The organism is Dyadobacter flavalbus (genome assembly GCF_006149045.1).
Lineage (GTDB): Bacteria > Bacteroidota > Bacteroidia > Cytophagales > Spirosomataceae > Dyadobacter > Dyadobacter flavalbus.
Genome location: NZ_VBSN01000038.1, coordinates 95,729 through 114,777 on the forward strand (window position 1 = coordinate 95,729; position 19,049 = coordinate 114,777).

Annotated in this window: 11 protein-coding genes; 2 read left to right on the forward strand and 9 right to left on the reverse strand. The window is 45.7% G+C overall.

The annotated features are described in order from the left end of the window. The first annotated feature begins 190 nt into the window (after positions 1-190). Entirely contained in the window at positions 191-4,390 is a 4,200-nt protein-coding gene (locus FEM33_RS12205; RefSeq protein WP_139012301.1) for a M4 family metallopeptidase, read from the forward strand. A gap of 249 nt (positions 4,391-4,639) precedes the next feature. On the opposite strand, the gene FEM33_RS12210 is transcribed toward FEM33_RS12205, so the two are convergent. Further along, positions 4,640-5,134, reverse strand: coding sequence for a DUF6644 family protein (locus FEM33_RS12210; RefSeq protein ID WP_229214215.1), 495 nt, complete (start codon positions 5,132-5,134; stop codon positions 4,640-4,642). Beyond that, entirely contained in the window at positions 5,131-5,484 is a 354-nt protein-coding gene (locus FEM33_RS12215) for a DUF6152 family protein (RefSeq protein WP_139012302.1), read from the reverse strand. The genes FEM33_RS12210 and FEM33_RS12215 overlap by 4 nt, the downstream gene beginning before the upstream one ends. A 141-nt stretch (positions 5,485-5,625) precedes the next feature. On the opposite strand from FEM33_RS12215, the gene FEM33_RS12220 reads away from it, so the two are divergent. Further along, positions 5,626-7,926 carry a glycosyl hydrolase family 95 catalytic domain-containing protein gene (locus tag FEM33_RS12220; RefSeq protein WP_139012303.1) on the forward strand — a complete coding sequence of 767 codons (2,301 nt, stop codon included), beginning with the start codon at positions 5,626-5,628 and terminating at the stop codon, positions 7,924-7,926. A gap of 205 nt (positions 7,927-8,131) precedes the next feature. On the opposite strand, the gene FEM33_RS12225 is transcribed toward FEM33_RS12220, so the two are convergent. From FEM33_RS12225 to FEM33_RS12255, 7 genes are all read right to left on the reverse strand, one after another. Further along, positions 8,132-9,652, reverse strand: coding sequence for a RagB/SusD family nutrient uptake outer membrane protein (locus FEM33_RS12225; protein WP_139012304.1), 1,521 nt, complete (start codon positions 9,650-9,652; stop codon positions 8,132-8,134). A 25-nt stretch (positions 9,653-9,677) separates the two neighbouring features. Beyond that, on the reverse strand, positions 9,678-13,061 hold the full coding sequence (locus FEM33_RS12230) for a TonB-dependent receptor (RefSeq protein ID WP_139012305.1): 3,384 nt from the start codon (positions 13,059-13,061) through the stop codon (positions 9,678-9,680). Positions 13,062-13,121: 60 nt separating this feature from the next. Next, positions 13,122-14,234 carry a FecR family protein gene (locus tag FEM33_RS12235; RefSeq protein ID WP_139012306.1) on the reverse strand — a complete coding sequence of 371 codons (1,113 nt, stop codon included), beginning with the start codon at positions 14,232-14,234 and terminating at the stop codon, positions 13,122-13,124. Between the two features lie 96 nt (positions 14,235-14,330). Further along, positions 14,331-14,939, reverse strand: a complete 609-nt coding sequence (locus FEM33_RS12240) for an RNA polymerase sigma factor (RefSeq protein ID WP_139012307.1) — start codon at positions 14,937-14,939, stop codon at positions 14,331-14,333. Positions 14,940-15,178: 239 nt separating this feature from the next. Continuing rightward, the gene (locus FEM33_RS12245; protein WP_201747741.1) at positions 15,179-16,687 is read right to left on the reverse strand and encodes an outer membrane beta-barrel protein; all 1,509 of its coding nucleotides are present in this window, start codon (positions 16,685-16,687) and stop codon (positions 15,179-15,181) included. Between the two features lie 355 nt (positions 16,688-17,042). Next, positions 17,043-17,582, reverse strand: coding sequence for an SRPBCC family protein (locus FEM33_RS12250; RefSeq protein ID WP_139012309.1), 540 nt, complete (start codon positions 17,580-17,582; stop codon positions 17,043-17,045). Between the two features lie 389 nt (positions 17,583-17,971). Continuing rightward, positions 17,972-18,331: a hypothetical protein gene (locus FEM33_RS12255; RefSeq protein WP_139012310.1), complete on the reverse strand. Its 360-nt coding sequence runs from the start codon at positions 18,329-18,331 to the stop codon at positions 17,972-17,974. Between the last annotated feature and the right edge of the window lie 718 nt (positions 18,332-19,049).

The window sequence follows — 19,049 nt, forward strand, 5'->3', positions numbered from 1 at the left end:
TGTAAATTTAAGGAAAATGATAGCTCAACATACAATACAATTCAAAAGCCCGGTTTCATGCCCGAATTCAACTCCATTTTTAGTTAACCCACTGCATCGGTAATTACTGCATACACATCACCCAGAATCCATTCCGGACTCTTGCCCGAAATCAAAACTCCATAAGATTACTTAACAATCCAACCCAGATATGAAATTTATTGTTTTACTATTTTCCCTGCTGATTTGTGCAGTGCAATCGTTTGCGCAAAGTGCTGTTCAAAATCAAATCCAGGCATTTGCAGCAAGAACCGGAGCAACAGCTACCATCGACAAAGCAACCGGGTCGCTGAGCTACCTGCGTTTTCCGGTTGGAAAAGCGTACAAGCTTTCCGGCGGCAAACCCGAGCAGAAAGCCATGGCCTTTATCCAGCAAAACTCCGGTATGATGGCTGTCAAGCAAAATACGGATACCTATGTGGTAAAGGAAACCAGAAAGGACAGCTATGGTATGGAGCATGTTGTCCTTCAGCAATTTTACAAAGGCGTTCCGGTTTATGACGGCAAGCTGAAATTCCACTTCAATGTAAATAACGACCTGGCCTCACTGAACGGCAACTTTGTGCCCGTTGTCAAGCTGAACCCCAAGCCCGACATAACCCTGAAAATGGCCGAGACAACTGCGATCAAGCTGGTGACTGCACAGAAACAGGGCAATATCAAGGCACCGCTGCGGGCTGTGAATTCTACATTGTACGTTTTCCAGAAAGGACTTGCGCAGGGGTACGTTGGACCTAAGCATCTGGTGTATCAGGTGGAAGTCCGCAATGATAACGATGTGAGGGAATTCCTGTTCATCGATGCGCATACCGGCGTGCTTGTGGAGCAGTTTGCGGGAACGCATAATATTCACCGTACGCTGTATGAAGTTTCTCCGTCTCCTGCCAATCTTGTTTATGACGAAGGGGACGGCACGCTGGACAAGCTGGATAAATGGCAGCATTCAGAAGTTATTGCTACGGGGCATATATATAATCTGATGAAAAATGCATTCAACTACGTTTCTTATGATAACAAGGACGGAGCGATGGTCATTATCAATAACAATCCGGATATATTTTGTCCTAATTCAAGCTGGAACGGAATTACAACGAACTATTGCTCGGGAACGGCCTCGGATGACGTAGTGGCGCACGAATGGGCACACGCCTATACAGAATACACCAGCGGGCTGATTTACAGCTGGCAGCCGGGCGCAATCAATGAGTCTTATTCCGATATCTGGGGTGAAACCGTTGACTTGCTGAATAACTATATGGATGAAGGCGAAAGCGATTCGCTGCGCATTAACTGCGGAAGTTCGCAGCGCTGGCAGATAGGTGAAAAAGCAACAAGCCTGAGCGGACAGATGCGGGATATGTGGGACCCGACCTGCAGGTCTGATCCCGGAAAGGTTACTGATCCGCAATACTGGTGCGAAGCTACGGATTATGGCGGTGTACACATCAACTCGGGCGTTTTGAACCATGCCTATGCGTTGCTTGCGGACGGAGGTTCTTACAACGGCCAGGTTATTACAGGCCTTGGTCTGACGAAAGCTGCACATATTTTCTGGCATGCACAGGAAAATTATATGACCAGCACCACCGACTTCGCGGCGCTGGCAGATATCCTGGAAGCATCACTGGTTGACCTGATCGGTATTAACCTTCCGAGATTGTCTACAACCAGCACCGGCAAAGGTTTGTCCGGCAGAATCATTACGGCTGCGGATGCTGCACAACTGGCGAGAGTCATTGCAGCTGTCGAGCTGAGGTTTGAAAACAACTGTAATTTCCAGACGATCCTTAAACCCGTTGATGCTATTTGCAACGGCGGTCTGGAAAAAAATGCCTTTTATTATGAGGATTTTGAATCCGGAGCAGACGGCTGGGTTGCTTCCGACAGCGGCAGCAACGGAACATGGACGCCGCGTGAATGGGAACTTGTGGCTGCACCCGGCGGAAGAACAGGCAGGGTAATTTTCGCAGTGGATTACAATGAAGGTGATTGCAATTTCAACCTTCAGAACGGGGTCATATCTTTTGCAAGTCCGAAAATTACAATCCCAAAAGGCTCGACGGCTCCGTTCAGCATGGCTTTTGACCAGTTCATAGCCATTGAACATAACTATGACGGAGGAAATGTAAAATACAGTATTAACGGCAGTAGCTGGACTTTGATTCCAGCATCTGCATTCATCGCCAATGGTTATAATACAACCCTGAGCGTCAGTGAAAATCCTTTGCAGGGACAGCCCGGGTTTTCCGGAACGGACGAAGGTTCGGTTACAGGAAGCTGGGGCCAGAGCCGGATTGACCTTACGGCGCTGGGCGTTGTGGAAGGCGATGTTGTTCAGTTCCGGTGGGATATGGGAACCGACGGATGCGGCGGTCTGGATGGCTGGTATATTGATAATGTACGGGTATATTCCTGTGCGGAACCTTCGCTCCAGTTTGTATCCACTTCTACCGTAATCAGTGAGAGTGAAGCGAATGTCGTGGGTGTTTCCCCGAATGAATGTTTACAATACATTGAAAAGAAAATTACCATAAAACTGAACAAGGCTTCTTCCGCTCCGGTTACGGTGAAGTTGAATGCACCCGGAGGCACTGCGACAAGAGGCAGAACTGCAGATTACAGCATTACACCCGATTCCCTCGTTCTGGATGCCAATAATTTATCCAAGGATATCGTGATCCGGTTTTACAATGATGCCTATATTGAAAGAGATGAAACGGTCATTTTGTCCTATACTTTCGAATCTGCAGACAAAAATGTATACGCAGCCCCGGTAAATCAGGAACATACCATTACCATAAAAGATGATGATATCGTTCCCGGCGATGTCAGCGTAGAGTTGCTGAACGAGAATTTCAATGAGGCGGTCTTGCCGAAAGGCTGGACTGTAGTTGGCGGCGGGACCTACCCGGCAACGTGGGATGTTGTGGACGATCCTTCTGTTGAACTGGACCCGACGGGTTCTCCGTTTCTGTACATCAACAGCGATGTGGCGGGTGATGTTCTGCTGGACAAGATTGTGGAGACACCGGTGATCAACGCCGCCAACATGTCCAGCCTCCAGCTTTCATTTATTGAATATTTTGAAGTATATGATGATGGCTTCGAGGAACAGGCGCTTGTGGATGTTTGGGATGGCAAGGCATGGCGCAATATCCTGACTCAAACTGAAGCAACCGGCACATCCGGTTCCTTCAACGAACCCGCCGTAAGGATTCTGTCCATACCCGTGGCTTATGCCAATCCGAACATGAAAGTGCGCTTCCGTTACATTGCAAATTACGATTACTGGTGGGCAATTGACAATGTGAAAATAAGCGGAGTGATTCCGACGCAGGTGCAGACGGCTGTAACGGCAACGCCCGACGAGCAGTATCTCGGCCCCAATGCAACGGTCTATTTTTACGATCCTGTTTCCAAAAACCTGATGGCAAGGATCAAGAACCTGAGCAGTCATGATTACGGTTGTACATCTGTTGCGATTGATCGTGCGGGTCAGGATGCCACGGAATGGGTTAATGGTTATCACATTACGAACAAGATGTTCAAGGTGACACCGACTTACAACAATCCGTCCGGCGAGTTTGAAATTACACTGTATTACAAAGCCTCCGAATTGCCGAACTTCAACGGACCGGATATAAAGTCGATGGGGAAAAGTCAGGAAAATACGGCTGCAAACCAGGCATTGTCTTCCACTGCGGTGGCTGTGGAAAATACGGGTTTCGGTCTGGATTATGCTTTTACATCCACGTTCAATTCCGGGTTCTCCAGCTTCGGTTTGTCCGACGCGCCTCCGTCCGGGCCGCTTCCCGTTACCTTGTCCCGATTTGAAGGGCGGCATACTGCGGAAGGCAACCTGCTGACGTGGACAACCACTTCCGAAGTGAATAACGATTACTTTGTGGTGGAAAGAAGCCTGGACGGAAGGAATTTTGTGAAGGCTGGAACGGTGAAAGGCAGCGGCAGCACGGCAGTTGAAAAACATTACAAATTGCTGGATACCGGATTTTCAAAAGGCATCAGTTATTACCGTCTGAAACAGGTGGATATGGACGGTGCTGATCATTTCAGCCGGATCATTGCCATTGATGCTGCAGGTTTGTCTGTTCTGAAATTCTACCCGAACCCTGTTCAAAGTGTACTGAACATAGAAATTCCGGAATCTGTAAACAAGCTTCTGAATGTCAAGGTGATCAATACAGCAGGTCATGAAGTGTACAGAAAACACAATGCAAGCAGCAAAAACGGTATCCTGGCTTTACAGATTGATACTTTGCCGACGGGAATTTATCAGGTTATTGTAAGCGGCGAGCATATCCGTTATCACCTTTCCATTCTAAAAATGTAGCAGCTGCCGGCAATTGGCTGTGAGGTTTAAGAAAGGAGAAATCAGAACATTCGGCAATTTTCAGGGCTGATTATTACGATTAACTTTAAGCGATTGAATCAAAAGACTAGCTGATTTTATAATGCAAAAAAGAGCTCTGACAAAGCTCTTTTTTGCATTACAGGCGTTTTGAGAATATTTGGTTCTGCGTGGCAAAAATTTGCACCTTTAACCGTATTTCTGATTAATTTTTTTAGAACTGACCTGAAATCAATACGCAAGTAAACGGCCGCATGCAATGACTGCAATCCATACTGTTATGGAAATGGAGGCAGAAATTTTTGCCGGAAACGGAAGCCGCTTTTCAGGTTCTGAATGAAAGCGGGACGGATAAATCAGTTTATGGAAAACAAGTGCATTAAGCCCGGCAATTACAAGCAGCAGCATTTTTAACCAGAAAGTCGGGTCTTTGCCAAGCGTTTCGGCATTGGTTATAAACAGCAGCAAACCAGACGGAACAATCAGCCACAAACCTCTTTTTGACCACGGAAGCAAATGATTCGCTAAGCCGCTGACAGGAAGATTTTCTGAAAAACCGAGCAGCCGCAGATCAAACAGGAAAGCAGCACCAACCAGTATGGCTATACCCGTAATGTGGACGATTTCCAAAGCCGGATACAACCATAACGATTGCCGTATGTGAACCGCCCACGAAGCACTTTCAAGCCATTGCAGGAATTCCGCAGCAGTCGGCGACAGGGTCAACGCAGTTCATATTTGGTGCCGTCCACAAAAATTCTTTCTGCCCGCATTTCTGCTTTTTTGGATTTGTGCGGATAAGCGACCAGCCTGACGGATTCACCTTTCTGGATCATGTCGGCCGTTAAACCGCGGTCGGTCATGCGGCTGGTGGGCGCCAGATATACGGTCCAGAGTTCCTTTTTATGCTTGACTTTGGCCAGTACATGCGGATTTTCATAAACTGATTCCTCAATAACCGTTTTGAAATCCATTACTTTTTCCTGATCGTAATCGGCCCAGCCATGATGTAATGCTGTAAATGACGCAAAAAGAAGAATGGTCAGCGCAAGTGAAATGCCTTTTAATCTGTTCATGATCCGCAGCGTTTAGTGATGTTTAAAGCTAGTAAAAAATACGCAGATTGTACAGTTCTGAAGTTCTTTATCTGCTTCTGTATAAATAGACTGCGTGGCATTTATGCTTTGTATATACGGTACAATCAAACGCTGTTCAATATGAAAATTCATCATTGCTTTTTAATGGTATGGTTGTGGTTTCTGACGTGTGGCCTCACGCTTTGTGCGCAGCCTGAGACCAGGCACAACCTGCATTTTGACAGTCTGGCCAAAGTCTGGGATGAAGCCATACCGCTCGGCAATGCAACGATCGGTGCATTGATCTGGCAAAAGGACGGCAGGCTGCGGTTTTCACTGGATCGTGCCGATATCTGGGATATGCGCCCGATGGCGGGTTTGCACCGGCCGGAGTTCCGTTACAAATGGGTTCAGGAACAAGTCAGGAAAAAGGATTACAAGCCTGTTCAGCAGTATTTTGATGTTCCTTATGATAAGGAGCCAGCACCTTCCAAGATACCGGCCGGCGCTCTGGAATTCAGTATTCAGGAAACCGGTAGTGTAAAATCCGTAACGCTTTCGCTGGCGGATGCTGTAAGTACCATTGAATGGACGAATGGTCAGAAACTAACCACTTTTGTACATGCAACAAAGCCCGTCGGCTGGTTCCGGTTTGAAAATGTACGTGAAGAAATGGTTCCTGAGCTGGTTGCACCAAAATATCAGGGTGCCGTTCAGGACACCGGCGAGGTGAATTCTGTTGTTGGTGACGACCTGGCCAGACTCGGTTACAAACAAGGTTCCATCCAGCGCAGCAAAAACAGGATTACTTATCTGCAGGAAGGGTGGGGCGGGTTCTATTACGAGATTGCTGTTCAATGGCAAATGGCCGGAAAAAACAGGGTGGAAGGTGTGTGGAGCATATCGTCGCATTTTCCGGATGCAGGCATGCAGCCTGCGGCAGCCATTGTCTGCCGGTCTGCTTTAGATGAAGGTTTTGCAGGCGCATTGTCAAGTCATCAGCTTTGGTGGGACGGTTTCTGGAAAAAGTCGGCAATTCATGTTCCCGATCCTTTGCTTGAGAAACAATGGTATCTGGAACAATACAAGTTCGGTGCAGCGGCTCGCAGAGGCGCACCCCCGATTTCATTACAGGCTGTCTGGACAGCAGACAATGGAAGGATTCCGCCCTGGAAAGGAGATTTTCATCATGACCTGAATACACAACTCAGTTACTGGCCGGCTTACAGCGGCAACCATCTGGAGGAAGCGCTCAGCTATACGGATCATCTCGACCGGAACAAGGAAAATTACAGGCGTTATACCAAACGGTACTTTGGCGTAGACGGGCTGGCTGTTCCGGGTGTAACAACGCTGAACGGAACCGAAATGGGCGGCTGGATTCAGTACTCACTTTCTCCGACCGTTTCTGCGTGGCTTGCGCATCATTACTATTTACAGTGGCGGTACAGTATGGACCGGCGTTTTCTGGAGAACAAGGCATATCCGTGGATCAAAGAAGTTTGCCGTTTTCTGGAAAACATAACTGTGATGAATGCCGCCGGTAAAAGACAGCTTCCAATCAGTTCCAGTCCGGAGATACGGAACAACAGTCTGGAAGCATGGTTTTCGGAAACGACCAATTATGACCTTGCCTTGATGAAATTTGCCTTCAGAGCCGGTGCTGAACTGGCTTTGGAAACAGGCAAAAAGCAGCAGGCAGAGCACTATCAACGGATTTTGCAGGAATTTCCGGAATATGCCGTTACCGGCAATAATGAACTTATGTTTGCACCAACTTTGCCATACAATGAATCGCACCGGCATTTTTCGCACCTGATGGCCATTCATCCGCTGGGATTGATCAAGTGGGAAGACGGTGCACAGGCGCAGGCCATCATTACAAACACCATCCAGCTTCTGGACAAAACGGGTCCCGACTGGTGGTGCGGTTATTCATACGCCTGGCTGGCCAGTATCAAGGCGCGCGCCAAAGACGGAAACGGTGCAAGAAGCGCACTGACCACTTTTGCAAAGGCATTTTGCCTCCCGAACAGCTTTCATGTGAACGGCGATCAGACCAGATCCGGTTTGTCCAAATTCACTTACAGGCCATTTACACTGGAAGGAAATTTTGCATTTGCTGCCGGCATGCAGGAAATGATGCTGCAGAGTTACGCCGGATTCATCGAAATCATGCCAGCCGTTCCGTCGGACTGGAAAGATGCCGCGTTTGAAAACCTGCGTGCCGAAGGTGCATTTCTGATCAGTGCCAGAAAGGTAAACGGCCAGGTTACGGAGGTTAAAATCATTGCTGAAAACGGCGGCAACACAAAGCTTAAACTGCCATTTAAAGAATATAAAATCAGTTCAGCCAAAAACATAACGGCTGCTTCAGATGATGGTTTTATAGAACTGAAGTGTCAAAAAGGAGGCAGCATTACGTTTGTAAATAGCTATTAACCATCAGCGTTTAGCTTTTAGCCGTTAGCTGTTAGCTGTTAGCTGTTGAAAAAGGTTATTCCCGAAAATTAAGAAGTTAATAAACATACTTTAATCAGCTGCCAACAAACAATCAGAAGCCGCTTTCAGTTAAAAATGTTACATTTTACGCATAACATTTTACATTTCACTGAAAGCGGCTTTTATTCAAAAAATCAGACTGTAATCAGTACCCCGGATTTTGCGGGCCCAGATTCGGATTAACCTGCAGTTCAACGCGTGGCAGCGGCATCAGATAATCACGAAGCGGGTCAAAATTCGGATGCGGTTCAAGTGAGTTTGCGCTTTTGAACACGACTTCCCCTAGTTTTCTGCGCTTGATGTCATACCAGCGTTTGTACTCGAATGCAAGTTCAAGCCGTCTTTCTTCCAGAATCAGATTGATCATGTCCGTCTTGTTCAAACCGGCTTTTACATCTTCCGGGAAAGTGGTTTGTTTTCCGGCCCAGTTCCTCGCCCGTGCACGAATCTGATTGATGTATGAAATGGCCTCCGCATTTGGCCCGTTGATTTCAACAGAAGCTTCCGCGGCAATAAGCAGGATTTCCGCATAGCGCATGGCTGCGTAATTATGATCAGAATAGCGGCCTTCCGAACTCGAATTTCCTGCATAACGGGCATATTTGGCAATGTGCGGACGTTTGGTATTCTGAAATTCGGTATACGGAACAAGTTTTCCGCCAACAAGCAACGAATCGTCAAAGCTTACTTCTTTGCGGTAATCCCTTGCATCCCAGGTTTCAAACACTTTCATGGAAGGAACAATCACACTCCATCCGCTTCTCGGTGCATCGCCGCCGCGCACGCCCGTCATAGGCGCCATGATATCATCGTTTGCACCGCCGGCACCGCTCTGAAGTCCCAGAAAATCAACGTCAAAAATATGTTCTTTCATGTTATTGGGCTGCGGCGCGCGGAACAACGTCTGGAAATCGGCTTCAAGCGCATAACCGAATTTATCCTTGTTGTCGATTACATATTTTGCTTCGGTGTAGGCTTTCTGATAATCTGCCACCGTAAGATAAACCGACGCAAGGTAAGAAGCGGCACTTCCTTTGCTGGCACGGCTGCGAACTTCCGAAGGCTGTTTTTCCGGAAGCCATTGTTTGGCAAATTCCAGATCGGCGATAATTTTGGTGTAAACCTCCGCAGCGGGCGTTTTGGAAATGGTCTTGACCGATGCCGGATCATCAATAAAGAAATCGATGTATGGAACATCCCCGAAAACCTGAACGAGATGGAAATAGCTGAAAGCGCGGATAAACCTTGCTTCTGCCATCAGCGGGCTGATTTCCGCTTCATTCAAGCCAAGCTGTTCCGCACCAGCAATGGCCGCATTGCAGGCACTGATTACCTGGTACCATTGCGGCCAGAACTGATTGACCATATTATTGTTGTCGTCCATGTTGAAATCATTCACCTGCTGCCGTTCAGCAGGCGTTCCGCGGTCGCCGATGTCGGCCATATCGCTTCTCAGCATCAGTGCGGATACAAACTGGCGTCCGTAAAGCCGCTCGCTGGCAATCCATCCGTATGCACCGAAAATGGCCGTTTCCACATCTTTTGTAGTCCGGAACAAAGCTTCGGGTGCAAGCAGCCCGACCGGTTTTTCTTCCAGGTCGGCGCAGCCCGGCAGCATGCCGGCGAGTGCGAGTACAAGAAATAATTTATTGGTTAAGATTTTCATTGCGCTAATTTTTTTTAGGATAAGGTTAAAATCCGACATTCAGTCCGATCGTATAGGATTTGGCATTCGGGTAACTTCCGTAATCCAGACCCAGGTTTCTGTTGCTGTCCGTATTTCCGTCGGAGGAGTAATTCACTTCCGGATCATAACCTTCATAATTGGTGAATGTCAGAATGTTCTGCGCACTGGCGTAAATCCGCAGTTTGCTGATTTTCAGTTTGTCGAGAAATGCTTTGGGCAGATTGTAACCGATGGCCAGATTTTTGAGCCGCACATAGCTGCCATCCTGAATCCAGCGCGTGGAAACCCTTCTGGTGCGTCCGGCCATCGCTTTCGGAATATCGGTATTCGTGTTGGTCGGCGTCCAGCGGTTCAGCGCATCGGTTGTAGCATTGTTGATGCCGGAGAGCAGATTGAGTTCCATCAAGGTATAACTCAGCATATCATTTCCCTGCGATGCCTGGAAAAAGATACTCAGATCAAGTCCTTTCCAGCTGAAATCATTGTTCATTCCCCACGTGAATTTCGGATGCGGATTGCCGATAATGGTTCTATCGTCGCTGTTCAGCAGGCCGTCGGGTTCGCCTGTAAGTACGCCCTGTGCATCTTTTTTGCCGTTGATATCCCTGAATTTTTCGCCGCCGGCTGCCACTTCAAAGCCGCCGCCGGGAATAAAGCTGTCGCCTTCCTGATAAACGCCGTCATAAATCCAGCCGTAAAAGCTCCCGACCGGATAACCTTCGCGGAGTACCTGCGTTTGTCCAAGACCAACCATATGGCCCGGAGCGGAGCCGTAAAGTATGTCCGTACCGCCCGGCAGTTTCAGAACCTTGTTGCGGTTCAGTGCAAAGTTGATGTCCGTATTCCATTTGAAATCACCAACCAGATTCCGGGTATTCAGCGTAATTTCCAATCCTTTGTTTTCAACCGATCCGATATTTTGCAGTTGATTGGTGTAACCGGAGTATTGCGGCAGCTGAACGCTGAAAAGCAGGTCTTTTGTAACTCTGCGGTAATAATCGACCATCAGATTCAGTCGGTTGTTCAGCAGGCTGATGTCCGTTCCCACGTCGAACTGCCGGGTTGTTTCCCATGTTAAATCATTGTTGGCAACCGTTGTCGGGCGTACGGCATTAACCGGAACGCCGTTGATGATGGTGTAAACATTCGAAAACCGGGACATGGTCTGGTAGGGCTCAATAGCCTGGTTTCCGGTAAGACCGTAACTTACACGCCATTTCCACTGACTGATCGCCGACATGTTCTGCATGAAAGGTTCACTGGACATTTTCCATGCAAATGCACCTGAAGGGAACGTTGCCCATTTTTTGTTCTTGCTGAAATTGGAAGATCCGTCCTGCCGGATGTTGGCTGTAAAAAGATACCGGTCAAGCAGCGAATAGGTCAGTCTGGCATAATAGGAGGCAAGCTGCCATTCGGTTAAGCCGGAATTAGGGCTCTGCCATACGGAAGAGCCACCCAGGTTCCAGTAGGAAACGGCATCGGTTATGAAAGACTGTCCGGAACCGCCCCAGTTCTCACTGGAAGATGTCTGATAAGAATAGCCGGCCATCACCGAAAAATCATGTACGGTGCCGATTTTCTTGCTGTAAGTAAGGTAATTTTCATTCAGGAGCAAGGTGCTTTTGGAGCCATTCACGGATGCAGCGCCGCCCACATTGCGGCCATCGTTGAGCGTAGTAGGAGTGAAGCTTCCTGCACGGCCGCTGTTGGTGGTGGCACCCAATGTAATCCTGAATTTCAGATCTTTGAAAATGTCATACTCGGCATACAGATTTCCCTGGATCCGGTCATTGATGGATTCGTTCTGAAGCTGCGTGGCAATGGCGTACGGATTATCTATCGGGTCGTTTAGTCTTGCCACCGTAAACCGGCCGAGCGCATTGCGTATCGGCTGATCCGGCTCGAATTTGAAAGCCGAAGAAATAACGCCCGGAGTAAGTCCGCCGGATTGTTCCTGGGTTCGGGACTGTTCTCTTGAAACACGCTGAGCAAACAGGTTCATGCCCATTTTAAGCCTTTTGGCCAGCTGGATGTCAATGTTGCTGGTGACGGAAAAACGATTGTAGCCGGAATTCAGGATAATGCCTTTCTGGTCATAATAAGCGCCTGAAACATAATACTTAACGGCATCGCTGCCGCCGGCGACGGAGAGCTGATGATTCTGGATACCGCCTCTTCTGAAAACTTCTTCCTGCCAGTCGGTATCACCGCCTGCCGAAACGATTTCGGGCCGCACTTCCTTGATGTAATCCAGAAACTGCGAGGCATTCAGGAGTTTAAGCCTGTTGATTTCGTTTTGGGTGGAAAAAGACGTGTTGAATTCAATTCTCGGTTTTCCCGACTGGCCCTTTTTGGTTGTTACCATAATTACGCCGTTTGCTCCTCTGGAACCGTAAATGGCTGTGGCCGAGGCATCTTTAAGGATTTCAATAGACGCAATATCTTCCGGAGGCGGTAAAGCGCCGCCCACAAAGCCATCGACAACATAAATCGGGTCACTGCTGGCGTTGATGGAAGTACCGCCACGGATTCTCACTTTGAATGCCGAGCCGGGTTCCCCGTTATTGGCCTGAATCTGAACGCCTGCCGCACGGCCCTGCAATGCCTGAACCGTTCCAAGCGCGGGATAGGCCGTAAGTTCTTCGGCTTTTACGGAAGAAACCGAACCGGTAACATCGCTTTTCTTGACCGTTCCGTAGCCGACAACCAACACTTCTTCCAGTGATTTCTGGTCAGTTTTCAAGGCAACGTCAATTTCGGTACGGTTGCCGACTTTGATTTCCTGCGGTTCATAACCTACAAAGCTGAAAACCAATACGGTATTGACATCCGGAATGGCGATGGAATAATTTCCGCCGGCATCCGTTGAAGTTCCGGTCTGCGTGCCTTTCACCAGAATATTGACGCCGGGCAGCGGTTCCTTGCTTTCTGCATCATAAATTTTTCCTCTTACGGTAATTTCGGTCAAGGTCGAAAGTACAGGTTTAAGCGAAACTTCTGCGCGGGCTTCCGGAACTGCAGGCGGCGACGGCTTGATCACAATGTTCTTTCCCGAAACTTCATAAACAAGGCCGAGCGGAACAAGAAAATCATTCAGTACTTTGGATAATTCCTCGTTTGTACGCTGAATGGAAACCTTCCGGCCCGATCCGATGAGTTTGGAACTGAATACAAACCGTACGCCCGATTGCTTTTCGATTTGTCCGAGTACTTTTTTAATCTCCTGATCCTGTGCATTCAGGCTGACTCTTTTATTCAGTATTTCCTGTGCAAAAACACCAACGGCACTCGCCGGTGCTGCGAGCCATACTGCCATGACAAGCATGATCATCATCACACGCCTGAGCATCAACAAATGAGGTTTGAACTGTACTTGTACATTCATAGTCTGTAGTCGTTTTTGTTTAGTTAAATAGATTTAGGTAAAGTTTTTAAAAGTTCATTTTCAGGGATTTGCTGCCTGTCCGCAACCATTTCCTTTGATAATGATGCTGGCATCCGTTCGTTCATAGGTGGCATTGATCGCTTTACAGACAAGATCCAGCTTTTCATACAGCGGCAAATCCGTCAGACGTGCTGTAACCGGACAATCGTTCATCATTTCGGAATCATATCTGCTGTCGATTCCATAGGCCCGGCGAAGCGCTGCGAAAACTTCCGAAGCCGGCACGTCATCAAATTCAAAATTGTAGTTGACAGTGCCGTCTGCAATAATCTGCGGGCTGGAAACCAGGCTCTTGATCATTTTTACAGATTCCCTCGAAACCACAATCTGCTGATTGGGTTCAATCACGACGCCCGTCAATTCTTTTGATCGCTGCTTATGAGTCATTTCAGCGTCCCGGCGGGTGAAAACGGCTACCTTTCCGGTCCTGACCGATACGGAAACCTGCTTTTCGCCAGAGTAGGAGCGTACTGAAAAGCTGGTTCCCAGCACTTTGGTGACCACTTCATTGGCATATACAAAAAAAGGTCTGGAAGAATCTCTTGTAATATCAAAGAAAGCTTCTCCGGAAAGGTAAACTTCGCGTGTCAGCCTGCTTTTTGCAGGAAAGCTGATTCTTCCGCCGGGGCTAAGTTTTACTGTACTGCCATCCGGAAGTCTGATCAGCAGTGGATTACGGGTATGATTGATTTTTTCAACAAGCTGTTCTTCAGCATGGGCAACAAGCTGTTTGTAATCCACCTGCCGCTGCTGATTTCTTGTCCATAGAATCCAGCCCAATCCGGCCAGCAGCATAATAACGGCCGCCGACCGCAGCCAGATTTTTGAAAAATAGGAAACAGGCTGATGTAAAATCTCTTCTGCGCTGCTATCCATTTTACTGACAATGCCGCTGATTGCCAGCTTTTTTTCCGTTTCGTCCAAGGGAATACTTACAGGTGCAACGGCTTTCACGATTCCTGCGGCACGAAGTACCAGTTCCGTTTTATCCGGATTGTTTTCCAGCCATAAATGCCAGCTTTCTTCCGTTTCACGTGTCGGATGAAGAACCCACTTACGGAAATATGCATCCCAAATAAAATCTTCAAGCTTGAAGTTATTGTACTGATCCATTTGAAAATATTATCTTTCAAATAGCATTAGACACAGGTCTTGGTTTGATACTGTATTTTTATTTCTTTTTTTTAATTGTTTTTCAGATCAGCCGGTTTATTCGAATCCGGGCAGATAAAGAAGGCTTACAATTATTTTCCAGTGTATTTTGATAGTCCTGAAAGCGGATTGAAGTAAATTGGATACAGATTGTGGATGAATATCCATGATGTCCGCGATTTGATCACGTTCCAAATCGTTGAAAAACCGCAGGAAAATGGCTTCCTGCTGCCTTTTGGGCAATTCGTTTAACAGGAAAGTAATGCGTTCTGCAAGCTGCTGGTCCTGTTCGGACTGGATAAAGAGATGTTCCGCACTACATTCCACGTTGAAGTCCGATATGGATTTTTCAAAATTTTCCGTAGTTTGAAAACGGCTTTGCTGCGCGACACGGTGTATGCGGCGGCGGAGAGAGGCAAGTAAATACGCGCGTGGCGGAATATGTTGATTCAGTACCTTGCGCTTTTCCCAGATTTCCAGAAAAACATCCTGAATGCAGTCTTTCAGCATTTCACGATCCGAACTGAACCGGCATCCATATTGAAAAAGCAGGTTGTAGGTTTTATTAATAAGCTGCTCGTAACAAGCGGCATTTCCTTCCAGCATGTTGCGCCAGAGGTTCATTTCATCTTCTTCCTGTTGACAGTTTGCTTTTAGGATTTTCATGGAACCCTTTCTACAATCGGGAAAGCTGAGTATCTGCTGATTATTCTTGAAAGACCTGCTTTTTACAAATGTATAAAACTATTAACGTTATAGTTTTCTGATAAATAATTATAAAAATATTTCAGTATTATCTGAATGGGATTTGAAATAAACTGTATTCCATGGCTATAAAACAGAAAACCTCCGCACTGAAGCCAGTGCGGAGGTTTTTACAGGTATTTACTGGGCTGGTTTTCTGCTTATAGCTTGAACCCAAGTGTAGCACGCAGCACGTTGTTTTTGATATCATTCTGCTTGAACAACGGGCTCATTCCCCATTCGTGAGAAAAATCGAGTGTTATGAATCCAAATTCAAGGCCAAGTCCGGCATTCAGACCATACGAATAATCTTCGATGTTGTTTTTGGAAAATTGTGCCTGGTTGTTATCGTCTACATCCAGCACATAAGTTCCCACAATACCGCCTTTGATGTTGGCTTTAAAGAAACCTTTATTTGCTTTGGTAAGATAAAGACCGATCATCACCGGAACTTTCAGAGAATGAATTCTAGGGCCGTCCAGCAAAGGCGCACTTGAAATGCTGTCTTCGCTGGTTACACGCAATGATGAGCTGAAATAATGCGCACCCGGCTGAATAAAGAAACGCTTCATATGGATTCTGAAATCAAGTCCTGCGTTCCAGCCTGTGCGTCCGTCAGCAGTGCCTTCCTTGAAATCCGCATTGAAATTAGATGCATGCACACCAACCATCGGAATCACCCACATTCCTGAGTTACGCGCATTCACTTCGCCAAAACGTTCCTTAAAAGTCAGTCTCTCACCCGGTCTGGATTGAATATACTGAGTTTGTTCTGTGTTCTGCGGCAGATTGTTCTGACCGGAATATGCATTGCCACGTCTCTGGTTCTGCCATGCTTTAAAGGCTTCATAATCATCCATATTGTTGTTGCCGTACTGCTGCATCTGCTGACCGGAGCCGCCTGCTGTTCTGGATTTGTCATAATCCGACGGAACAATGATGTTATTGATGATGATTGATGGCTGGCCGGCTTGCTGAGGATAATTCTTGTAAGTCGATTCCAGCACTTTCTGAGCAATTTCATTGGCGTTGGCATTGCTGTTTCCGCCATCAACGGGAACGTTGCGCTGAATAACCTGCTGATTATTCGGATATTGCTGGGCAGGAGCGGGGTTGCTGTAAGCTGGTGCCTGATTGGAACCACCGGACTGATTGTATCCGGCAGACTGGTTAGAGCCATTTCCCTGAAACATTCCGCCAGACTGATTTGATCCGTTTGCCTGACCGGAATAGGTAGTGCCGGAAGCCTGCGATGAAGAAGTTACACCCATTGCCGGTGCAATTCCTGATTTAGATTCTTCTTCGGCAATTTCTTTTCTCAGAGATTCAATTTTCTTGTTGATGTCGTCAACATCTTCGGCTGCTTTTCTGGCATTTTTAGCACTTTTTTCAGCCTGCTTTGCCGATTTGTTTGCCTGATTTGCAAGATCTTTATTCTGTGCATCATTTCTTAATCTGTTTGCCAGATCTTCGTTTTCACCGGCCGCTTTTTGAGCTTCCTGTGCAGCTTCATTTGCTTTGTTGGTTTTTTCTGTTAGCTCGTTTTCGAGTTTGGCAAGTTCAATTCTTTTCTCATTTAATTTCTTGCTGATTTCAATCGCTTCCTTTTGCTGGTTCAGCATGTTGATTGAATCTTTGGAAACACCTTGTGCAGAAGCGGAAATTGCCATTAACATTATTCCATAAGTATATAGAACAGTATGCATTTTCATAATAATATATTTTGGTAAAGTAATTCTTATCATTCATAAAGAATTATGCCTGTAACCAAAATGCATGATCAAGCAGCCTGCCATTTATCAGATTGTGGATTGTAGTCGCATTGATAATTTTTATTAAGAATACAGTGAAATAAATTTATGAGCTCGTTTGGAATGACGAAATGGGAAATAAAAAATGAGTTTAAAAAAAGAATGGCCGCAAATAAAAATCCGGTAACATTTAAATGAATAACGTTACCGGATTTTAATATTTTGCCAGATATCAATTTCTGTATGGAATGCAGATAGTGAATTAAAAATAAAATTAACCTCCGCCTACTTTTACCTGTTCAGGAGCTTCATTGTATCCGCCCGATCGGTCATTCATCTGATCAGCACTGCGCAGATTGTCATTGGCAGGTGCATTTGATCCAAGATGTTGTTTGAGACTTTCCAGACCATTTTCCCAGCCTTCCTGATGTGGTTTGATGGCGTCCGGTCCTGAAAAACCTTCTTGTAAAATATGCAGAACACTGCCGTTTTCCTTGCCTTCAAATGAAATAGTCAGCGTGTAGGAAGCTTCTTCATTTTGCTCGGTCAAATTCCAGTTCCAGGAATAAACCAGTTTTTCATTCGGTTTAACTTCCTTGTAATTTCCTGAAATGATCAAGCCTGCTTCCTGAAATTCATAAGTAACTTCGCCGCCTTCCCGAAGGTCATTTTTAACATCTTTCAATGAATTTCCACTTGGATGCCACCATTGTTTCAGTTGCTCCGGTTCGGTCCAGGCCTGAAAAAGGCTATTTACATCCGCTTCAAATTCCTTGCTTATCTGAATCGTATTTGCGTTTTGATCCGTATCCATTTTTATGATTATTATATTTTATTTTTCCCATCTGCACCCAGTCTGATTTTCAGCTGAGCAGAAGACAATCAGGAAACTATAATAATTGTACCGAAGGCAATTCAGTGAAAAAAATGGACAATTTATTTGATAAAAGATGAGATGTAGTTGTGGATAGCACATAGTAAAAAAAGTCAATCCGTGCTGTATGCAGAACTGGACTGACTTTTTTGATTATGTTAAAAAAATTCCGGCACGTGCCGCTGAAAGGAGAAATGCACGGTTCTGAGCCGTTAGGCCCGTTTATTCTCCTGATTTTACCATGGGTGAAAAGGCCGCGCTGTTCATATTTGTTTACTGCCAGCGGATAATTGCAGCACCAAACAAAACAATTAAATTCTTTTCAGAAATTATCCATGGTAATCGGCCTGCGGCATGGCGTACTCCACTTCTGCTTTCACTTTTTCAAATAAGAGAAATATTCTGTTTGCTACTGCAACACATTCCTGTGGCGACATCTGGTCAATTGTATTTGCAACGGCATTCTGGATAATTCTTCCGCTTTCATCTTTTTTTGGGCCTTTGTGCTTTACAATGTTACAGATGCTTTCCCATTCAGGATATAAATTATCGGAAAAATATCGTGATGGAATAAGTTGAAAATAACCCGCCTGTGCTTTCAGATGCTGTTTGGATAACAGAACGTTTGTCGTCAGACTTTCAACAAGTTTCGAAAGTTCAATGTAAACGAAAATGTTTGACTTTTTCATGATTTTGGTAGTATTATAATTATCTCGGTTGTTTCATTAAGAAAGTTCAGAACAAAAACAGGCACAATGCAATGATGCTGGATTGTTCTGATTTACATCATTTGCTTAGTCAGTTAATCCTGACAAATACAAATAAATGTATCAGGGAAAACGGTAAAATCGTAATTTAAATCAGCTTGAATAAATTCCACATTGTATTTGGTACTATATACAACATTTATAACATATTAATTCATTACAGGGAAGATAGCAGCGGGTTTCAATTTATCCGGTTTGGTATTATCTACTTAAAATAATTCAATATACACGATAAATCAATGAATGCCAAAATATGCAAAAACAAAATACCGGATGATGTCCATTTCTGGGAAATAAACAATTAATTAAAAAATGAATTACACAAATGAAGCTTAACTCAATTCCATATACGTTGTAGAAATATAACTAACATTTGTTCATCTAGTTTTATCCTTTTATAGTAATGTGTTTACAGATAAATTCAGTAGATTTCAATAATTCTGATCACAAATTGTAGGTTAATGCAGACCGTAATACCTTAAAAGCTGGTTTATCCGAAATGATATTCCAGCCAAAAGTAAGTTACATTCTTATTTCAATTTGAACGGTTCACTGATGGGAATGGAAACTCGCCACTTTTCTGTAATGTAAAAAAGCGGCAATGAAAATCTTGCTAATAAATTTTAACAGGTTTCCGGAC